Genomic DNA, 8,370 nt, shown 5'->3' with positions numbered 1-8,370 from the left:
GCGCTTTATCTGGCAACGCTGGTTCTCGCTGGCGGATTAAACGTCGATTATCGCCGAACTTCGCGGCATACTTTGCTTATTCTCCTTCGCCTAAAGGAACGTTTATGGATAAGCAATCACTGCACGAAACGGCGAAACGCCTAGCTCTTGAGTTACCCTTTGTCGAGCTTTGCTGGCCTTTTGGCCCGGAGTTCGATGTTTTTAAAATTGGCGGCAAGATTTTTATGCTGTCGTCGGAGCTACGCGGCGTCCCCTTTATCAATCTGAAGTCCGATCCACAAAAATCCCTGTTAAATCAGCAAATATACCCAAGCATTAAGCCAGGGTATCACATGAATAAAAAGCACTGGATTTCGGTGTATTCCGGCGAGGAAATCTCCGAAGCGTTACTTCGCGATCTGATCAACGATTCGTGGAATCTGGTGGTTGATGGTCTGGCTAAACGCGATCAAAAAAGAGTGCGTCCAGGCTAAAGCGGGAATCTATAGCGCATTTTTCTCGCTTACCATTTCTCGTTGAACCTTGTAATCTGCTGGCACGCAAAATTACTTACACATGGAGTCTGTATGGATATCATTTCTGTCGCCTTAAAGCGTCATTCCACTAAGGCATTTGATGCCAGCAAAAAACTTACCCCGGAACAGGCCGAGCAGATCAAAACGCTACTGCAATACAGCCCATCCAGCACCAACTCCCAGCCGTGGCATTTTATTGTTGCCAGCACGGAAGAAGGTAAAGCGCGTGTTGCCAAATCCGCTGCCGGTAATTATGTGTTCAACAAACGTAAAATACTTGATGCCTCGCACGTCGTGGTGTTCTGTGCAAAAACCGCGATGGACGATGCCTGGCTGAAGCTGGTTGTTGACCAGGAAGATGCCGATGGCCGCTTTGCCACGCCGGAAGCGAAAGCCGCGAACGATAAAGGTCGCAAGTTCTTCGCCGATATGCACCGTAAAGATCTGCATGATGATGCAGAGTGGATGGCAAAACAGGTTTATCTCAACGTCGGTAACTTCCTGCTCGGCGTGGCGGCGCTGGGTCTGGACGCGGTGCCCATCGAAGGTTTTGACGCCGCAATCCTCGATGCAGAATTTGGTCTGAAAGAGAAAGGCTACACCAGTCTGGTGGTTGTTCCGGTAGGTCATCACAGCGTTGAAGATTTTAACGCTACGCTGCCGAAATCTCGTCTGCCGCAAAACACCACCTTAACCGAAGTGTAATTCTCTCTTGCCGGGCATCTGCCCGGCTCCCCTCAGATTCTCCTGATTTGCATAACCCTGTTTCAGCCGTCATCATAGGCTGCTGTTGTATAAAGGAGACGTTATGCAGGATTTAATATCCCAGGTTGAAGATTTAGCGGGTATTGAGATCGATCACACCACCTCGATGGTGATGATTTTCGGTATTATTTTTCTGACCGCCGTCGTGGTGCATATTATTTTGCATTGGGTGGTACTGCGGACCTTCGAAAAACGTGCCATCGCCAGTTCACGGCTTTGGTTGCAAATCATTACCCAGAATAAACTCTTCCACCGTTTAGCTTTTACCCTGCAGGGGATTATCGTCAATATTCAGGCGGTATTCTGGCTGCAAAAAGGCACCGAAGCGGCAGATATTCTGACTACCTGCGCGCAGTTGTGGATCATGATGTATGCGCTGCTTTCAGTCTTCTCGTTGCTGGATGTTATTTTGAATCTGGCGCAGAAATTCCCGGCGGCATCTCAGTTACCGCTGAAAGGGATATTTCAGGGGATTAAACTGATCGGCGCAATCCTGGTCGGCATTTTGATGATCTCGCTGCTGATTGGTCAGTCGCCAGCGATTCTGATCAGCGGTCTTGGTGCAATGGCTGCCGTGCTGATGTTGGTATTTAAAGATCCGATTCTTGGTCTGGTGGCAGGTATTCAGCTTTCCGCGAACGATATGCTGAAACTGGGCGACTGGCTGGAAATGCCGAAATACGGCGCGGATGGCGCGGTGATCGATATTGGGTTAACCACCGTCAAAGTGCGTAACTGGGACAATACCATTACCACTATTCCCACCTGGTCTCTGGTTTCTGACTCCTTTAAAAACTGGAGCGGGATGTCAGCATCTGGCGGGCGACGTATTAAGCGCAGTATCAGTATTGATGTCACCAGTATTCGTTTTCTTGATGAAGACGAAATGCAACGTCTGAATAAAGCGCATTTGTTAAAGCCTTATTTAACCAGCCGCCATCAGGAAATTAATGAGTGGAATCGCCAGCAAGGTTCTACGGAGTCGGTATTAAACCTGCGCCGAATGACCAATATTGGAACCTTTCGTGCCTATCTGAACGAATATCTGCGTAACCATCCGCGGATTCGTAAAGATATGACCTTAATGGTACGCCAACTGGCTCCAGGTGATAACGGTTTACCGCTCGAGATCTACGCGTTTACTAACACCGTGGTGTGGCTGGAATATGAAAGCATTCAGGCTGATATATTCGATCACATATTTGCGATTGTCGAAGAGTTTGGTCTGCGACTTCATCAGTCGCCAACCGGCAATGATATTCGCTCTCTGGCGGGTGCATTTAAGCAGTAATTAAAAAAACCGCTCTCATCGAATGGATGAGAGCGGACATCGTTTTGTCGGATGTAGCGTGAATGCCTTATTTCCGACGCAGCGTTTTAAATGCCACAAACAGGAATACAATCCACACCGGCAGCAGGATCGCTGACAAGCGCATATCATCCATCGTGCACATCAGCAGCAAAATCATGCCGAGGAAGGCGATGCAAAGATAGTTGCCGAACGGATAGAGCAGCGCCTTAAACTGTGTTTCACGCCCCTGACGTCGCATCGCCGCGCGAAAACGCAGATGCGCCAGGCAGATCATAATCCAGTTCAACAGCAACGTTGCTACCACCAGCGCCATCAGCAGACCAAACGCTTTTTGCGGCAGCAGATAGTTGATTAACACCACCAGCGAAGTGATCGCTCCGGAAAGCATCAGCGAGTTAATCGGCACACCGCGACGGCTGACGCGAGTCAAAAACTTCGGCGCATTACCCTGCACAGAAAGGCCAAACAGCATGCGGCTGTTAGAGTAAACCCCGCTGTTATACACCGACAGCGATGCCACCAGAATGACGAAGTTCAGCGCAGAAGCTACCACATTGCTGTCGAGATTATGGAAAATCATCACAAACGGGCTACTGTTGGATTTCACTTCCACCCACGGATAGAGTGCCAGTAAAACCACCAGTGAACCGATATAAAACAGCAGGATGCGATACACCACCTGATTTACCGCTTTTGGAATGCTTTTTTCCGGATCGCGCGCTTCAGCGGCTGTAATCCCAATCAGCTCCAGACCGCCGAAGGAGAACATAATTACCGCCAGCGACAAAATCAGCCCATTCCAGCCGGTGGCGAAGAAACCACCGTAGCGCCAGAGGTTGTCGATACTGGCTTTCTCGCCGCCGTGACCAGAAAACAGCAGCCACAGGCCAAAGCCGATCATACCGATGATCGCCAGCACTTTAATCAGCGCAAACCAGAACTCGGTTTCGCCATATAAGCGCACGTTCACCAGGTTAACGGCGTTGATGATAATAAAGAAGGCGGCAGCCCAAATCCACGTTGGAACATCCGGGAACCAGTACTGCATATAGATGCCCGCAGCGGTCAGCTCTGCCATTCCCACCAGCACGAACATTACCCAGTAGTTCCAGCCAGAGAGGAAGCCCGCAAACGGTCCCCAGTATTTATAGGCAAAGTGGGCAAATGAACCGGATACCGGCTCTTCGACCACCATCTCGCCAAGCTGGCGCATAATCAGGAAAGCGATGATCCCGGCGACGCCGTAGCCCAGCAATACAGCCGGACCCGCCATCTGAATCGCCGGGCCAATGCCAAGAAACAGACCAGTACCAATTGCGCCACCCAGCGCAATCAGTTGAATATGACGGTTATGTAATCCGCGATGAAGCGTCGGCTCTTGATTCGACGCAGTATCTTCCGATACGGTTGACGCGTTTTTCACGCCTTTCCCCTGTGTGTCTTTTTTGTTGAGGGGCACCTTTTAACATTTAGTGCCCATCGTCGCAAGACACAATCCACACGGTTAAACGAGGTATCCTGCTTTAATTCCGTACCCGATGTCGGTGCAGCCACATCAGCTTATACGCCGCCGGGATAATAAACAGCGACAGCAAAGGTGCGGTGATCATGCCGCCAATCATCGGTGCGGCAATCCGGCTCATCACCTCTGAACCAGCCCCCGTTCCCCACAGAATCGGCAGCAGACCGGCGATAATCACCGCCACCGTCATCGCTTTCGGGCGCACGCGCAGGACCGCGCCGTGATACAACGCCTCATCCAGCTTCTGCTCGCTGAATGTTTGTGGATTATTCAACGACGGCTCGGCCTCTATGGCGTGACGTAAATACATCAGCATCACCACGCCAAATTCGGCGGCGACCCCGGCAAGGGCAATAAAGCCGGTACCCGTCGCCACAGAAAGATGAAAGCCCATCCACCACAGTAACCAGATGCCGCCCACCAGCGCAAACGGTACGCTGCTGATAATCAGCAACGCTTCGCCCACCCGACGGAATGCCAGATACAACAGCACGAAGATGATCATCAGTGTCATCGGCACCATGAGTTTCAGCTTATGGTTGGCGCGCTCCAGTAGCTCGAACTGCCCGGAGAATGCCACGCTGGTGCCCGGTTTTAACTGCACTTTTTCAGCTATCGCTTTTTGCAAATCGTGAACCACCGACACCATGTCACGATCGCGGGCATCGATATAAATCCAGCTCGTCGGGCGCGCATTCTCGGTTTTCAGCATCGACGGTCCGGTAGAGACTTTAACGTCGGCCACGTCTGCCAGGGTGATTTGCTGCTTCATCGGCGTCAGGATCGGCAACTGGCGCAGTGCCTGCGGACTATCGCGCCAGCTTTGCGGATAACGCAGATTAATTGGATAACGGGCAATCCCTTCCACCGTTTCGCCAACCATCGCCCCGCCCACCGCAGAAGTCACAAACAACTGCACATCCGCCACCGTCATACCGTAACGTGCGGCTTTTTCACGGTTAATCTCAACGTTGATATAGCGCCCACCTTCCAGCCGCTCGGCAAGCGCAGAAGCTACGCCTGGCACCGTTCGCGCCACTTCTTCAATTTGCTCAGCCATCGCGTCGATATCCGCCAGCACAGTGCCGGAAACTTTAATGCCGATGGGGCTTTTAATGCCGGTTGAGAGCATATCGATACGGTTACGAATTGGCGGCACCCACAGATTCGCCAGCCCCGGCAGACGCACGGTGTTATCCAGTTCCTCAATGATTTTGTCCATTGTCATGCCTGGCCGCCACTGATCCTGTGGCTTAAGCTGGATGGTCGTTTCTACCATCTCCAGCGGAGCAGAATCGGTGGCGGTTTCCGCTTTCCCGGTTTTGCCAAATACCCGCGCCACTTCAGGTACGCTCATAATTAGCTTGTCGGTTTTTTGCAGCATACTCGCCGCCTCTGCTGCGGAAATCCCCGGCAGCGTCGATGGCATATACAACAAGTCGCCTTCATTGATCTGCTGTAAAAATTCCCCGCCAACTTTATTGAGCGGCCAGAGAACCGTCAGCACCGAAAGCGCCGCCACCAGCAGCGTGGTTTTCGGCCAGTGCAGTACTTTCAGCAACAGCGGATGATAAACACGAATCAAAAAGCGATTGAGCGGATTACTGCTTTCCGGCGGAATTTTGCCACGGATCCAGTAACCCATCAGGATAGGGATCACTACGATCGCCAGCAGCGCCGCACCCACCATCGCATACGTTTTGGTGAACGCCAACGGGCCAAACAGACGCCCTTCCTGCCCTTCCAGGGTGAAGATCGGGATAAACGACAACGTGATAATCAGCAGACTGATAAACAGCGCCGGCCCCACTTCAACAGACGCATCGGTGATCACCTGCCAGCGCGTTTTATTATCCAGCGTGGCGTCAGGATGCTGGTGCTGCCTCTCTTCCAGCCGTTTATGCGCATTCTCGATCATGACGATAGCGGCATCGACCATCGCCCCGACGGCAATCGCAATGCCACCCAGCGACATAATATTGGCATTCAGCCCCTGGAAGGGCATGACAATAAAAGCAATACACAACCCCAGCGGCAACGAAATAATCGCCACCAGCGCCGAGCGCACATGCCAGAGAAACAGCGCGCAGACTACCGCCACCACAATAAACTCTTCCAGCAACTTGCCGCTGAGGTTGTCGATGGCCCGGTCAATGAGCTGGCTGCGGTCGTATGTTGTAACTATCTCCACGCCTTCCGGCAGACTACTTTTCAGCGTTTCCAGTTTGTCCTTCACGGCGGCGATCACTTCTCGGGCGTTTTTGCCGGATCGCAGGATCACCACCCCGCCCGCCACTTCGCCTTCGCCGTTTAGTTCGGCAATGCCCCGGCGCATCTCCGGGCCAATCTGGACCTTCGCAACATCGCGCAGATAAACGGGCACGCCATTTTCACTGGCTTTTAAAACGATGTGATTAAAGTCGTCGAGCGTTTGTAGATAGCCGCTGGCGCGCACCATATATTCTGCTTCCGCCAGTTCGATTGACGAACCGCCCGCTTCCTGGTTTGAAGCATCCAGCGCGCTTTTTACTTCGGCGAGACTGATGCCATACTGCGCCAGGCGCTGAGGATCGATAACCACCTGATACTCTTTCACCACACCGCCTACCGACGCCACTTCCGCAACGTCAGGAATGGTTTTCAGCTCATATTTGAGAAACCAGTCCTGCAATGAGCGTAAATCGGCAAGATCGTGCTTACCGCTGCGATCCACCAGTGCATATTCATAGATCCAGCCAACACCCGTGGCATCTGGTCCCAGCTCGGCGCTGACTCCCGCAGGCAGCTTACCCTGTACCTGGTTGAGGTACTCCAGCACCCGCGAACGCGCCCAGTACGGATCGGTGCCATCTTCGAAAATGACATACACATAAGAGTCGCCAAACTGCGAGAAACCACGCACAGTCTTCGCGCCAGGCACCGACAACATGGTGGTGGTTAGCGGATAAGTCACCTGATTTTCAACGATTTGCGGTGCCTGGCTGGGATAGCTGGTTTTAATAATCACCTGCACATCGGAGAGATCCGGCAACGCATCCACTGGCGTATTAATGATGGTCCAGGTGCCCCAGATGCTCAGAAACAACGCGCCCATCAGCACCAAAAAACGGTTCGCCACCGAGCGACGAATAATCCATTCAATCATTGGTTATTCCCTCAATGCGCATGGGTAGCACTTTCAGAGCGCATCCGCTCCAGTGCGCCAGAAATATTGGCTTCGGAATCAATCAGGAACAGGCCGCCGGAAACCACCTTTTCACCTTCCGCCAGACCAGAGCGTAATGCGGTGACGCCTTGCGATGCCTGGAAAACAGCAACGCGTTTCGGTACAAAGCGCCCGTCGGCATCAACGGTAATCACCCGCTGTTCGTTGCCGGTATCAATCAGCGCCTGTGACGGAATGAGCAGCATCGGTTCGCTGGCGGTGTTGAGTTGCAACCAGGCGTTCATGCCCGGTTTTAGCGCCTCGTCGGCGTTGTCGACTTCCAGACGCAGCTGCAGCGTGCGGGTCGCGGCATCCACGCCAGGTAGCAGCGTCCATTTGCGGATGGTGAGTGTTTTATCCGGTCGCGCCGGAACGGTGAGGGTAAACTGCGAGGCATCTTTCACCAGCCAGGCGATGGACTCCGGGATCGCAGCAGTGACCCACACCGGGTCCATACCCTGAATTCGCGATTACGCGCAATACCCCTGAGAACCGCCATGAACAAGGGTTTCATGATTTGTGATTTTAGTTTGGTACGCAATTTGGTACACAACACTATTTTCACTTCAGCGGGTAGTCATCAAACTCACCATAACGAGCATCGTTGATGATGTATGTGATCACCACAAATATCACATCTGGACTAGTTCCGTCTTCATGCGCAGGTATCTGTTCACGCCTCCCTTTCTGCAAATCCTAAAGATGAGATTTTGGGGTTTTGGGATATCTTTTTATCCTCAGTTCTCTATCCATTCTACAAAGCAGTAATGAACCATCACTATGTGATAGTGAGGCATCCGCTACATTAAGCGCAGAGAAATGATGCAGTGGTGGGCGGACTGGATTGATGAGAAGGTTAGGTAAGCAAATCCATGCCTGAGCAGAGCCTTGCCCTCTACCTGAGCCCATGCTCATTCTTTGGCCTCAACGCGAGCATGACCTCACTGGCTGGACCCAAAATGGACTATGACAGAAAGATCTGATATTTTTCCTCGCAAAAACTTAGAGGCTTTATTTTAATGCATAAGAGCAACTGCTTTGACACGGCAAG

Annotated in this window: 5 protein-coding genes and 2 pseudogenes; 3 read left to right on the top strand and 4 right to left on the bottom strand. The window is 52.2% G+C overall.

Translation table 11 applies throughout. The features are described 5' to 3' along the window. Positions 1-104: 104 nt before the first annotated feature. The 3 genes from ACUU1M_RS17170 to ybdG all read left to right on the top strand — a co-directional run bounded on the left by ACUU1M_RS17170 (position 105) and on the right by ybdG (position 2,571). Positions 105-473 carry an MmcQ/YjbR family DNA-binding protein gene (locus ACUU1M_RS17170; RefSeq protein ID WP_000360957.1) on the top strand — a complete coding sequence of 123 codons (369 nt, stop codon included), beginning with the start codon at positions 105-107 and terminating at the stop codon, positions 471-473. Between the two features lie 93 nt (positions 474-566). Next, positions 567-1,220, top strand: coding sequence for an oxygen-insensitive NAD(P)H nitroreductase (gene nfsB / locus ACUU1M_RS17165; protein WP_000351489.1), 654 nt, complete (start codon positions 567-569; stop codon positions 1,218-1,220). Positions 1,221-1,323: 103 nt separating this feature from the next. Beyond that, on the top strand, positions 1,324-2,571 hold the full coding sequence (ybdG, locus tag ACUU1M_RS17160) for a mechanosensitive ion channel YbdG (RefSeq protein WP_001153148.1): 1,248 nt from the start codon (positions 1,324-1,326) through the stop codon (positions 2,569-2,571). Between the two features lie 67 nt (positions 2,572-2,638). Here ybdG and pheP read toward each other — a convergent pair whose 3' ends face one another. From pheP to ACUU1M_RS17140, 4 genes and pseudogenes are all read right to left on the bottom strand, one after another. Next, a complete protein-coding gene (pheP, locus tag ACUU1M_RS17155) occupies positions 2,639-4,015 on the bottom strand; it encodes a phenylalanine transporter (protein WP_000786320.1) in 1,377 nt (458 codons plus the stop codon). Between the two features lie 100 nt (positions 4,016-4,115). Next, a complete protein-coding gene (cusA, locus tag ACUU1M_RS17150; RefSeq protein ID WP_152029027.1) occupies positions 4,116-7,259 on the bottom strand; it encodes a Cu(+)/Ag(+) efflux RND transporter permease subunit CusA in 3,144 nt (1,047 codons plus the stop codon). 11 nt (positions 7,260-7,270) lie between these two features. Next, positions 7,271-7,789: pseudogene (gene cusB / locus ACUU1M_RS17145) on the bottom strand (Cu(+)/Ag(+) efflux RND transporter periplasmic adaptor subunit CusB); the annotation flags it as partial. Between the two features lie 91 nt (positions 7,790-7,880). After that, positions 7,881-8,132 (bottom strand): annotated as a pseudogene (locus ACUU1M_RS17140) (S24 family peptidase); the annotation flags it as partial. Between the last annotated feature and the right edge of the window lie 238 nt (positions 8,133-8,370).

It is taken from the genome of Shigella sp. SIG6 (genome assembly GCF_053555815.1).
The sequence above is the reverse complement of the archived record's forward strand: the minus strand, read 5'-3'. Positions and strand labels throughout refer to the sequence as shown.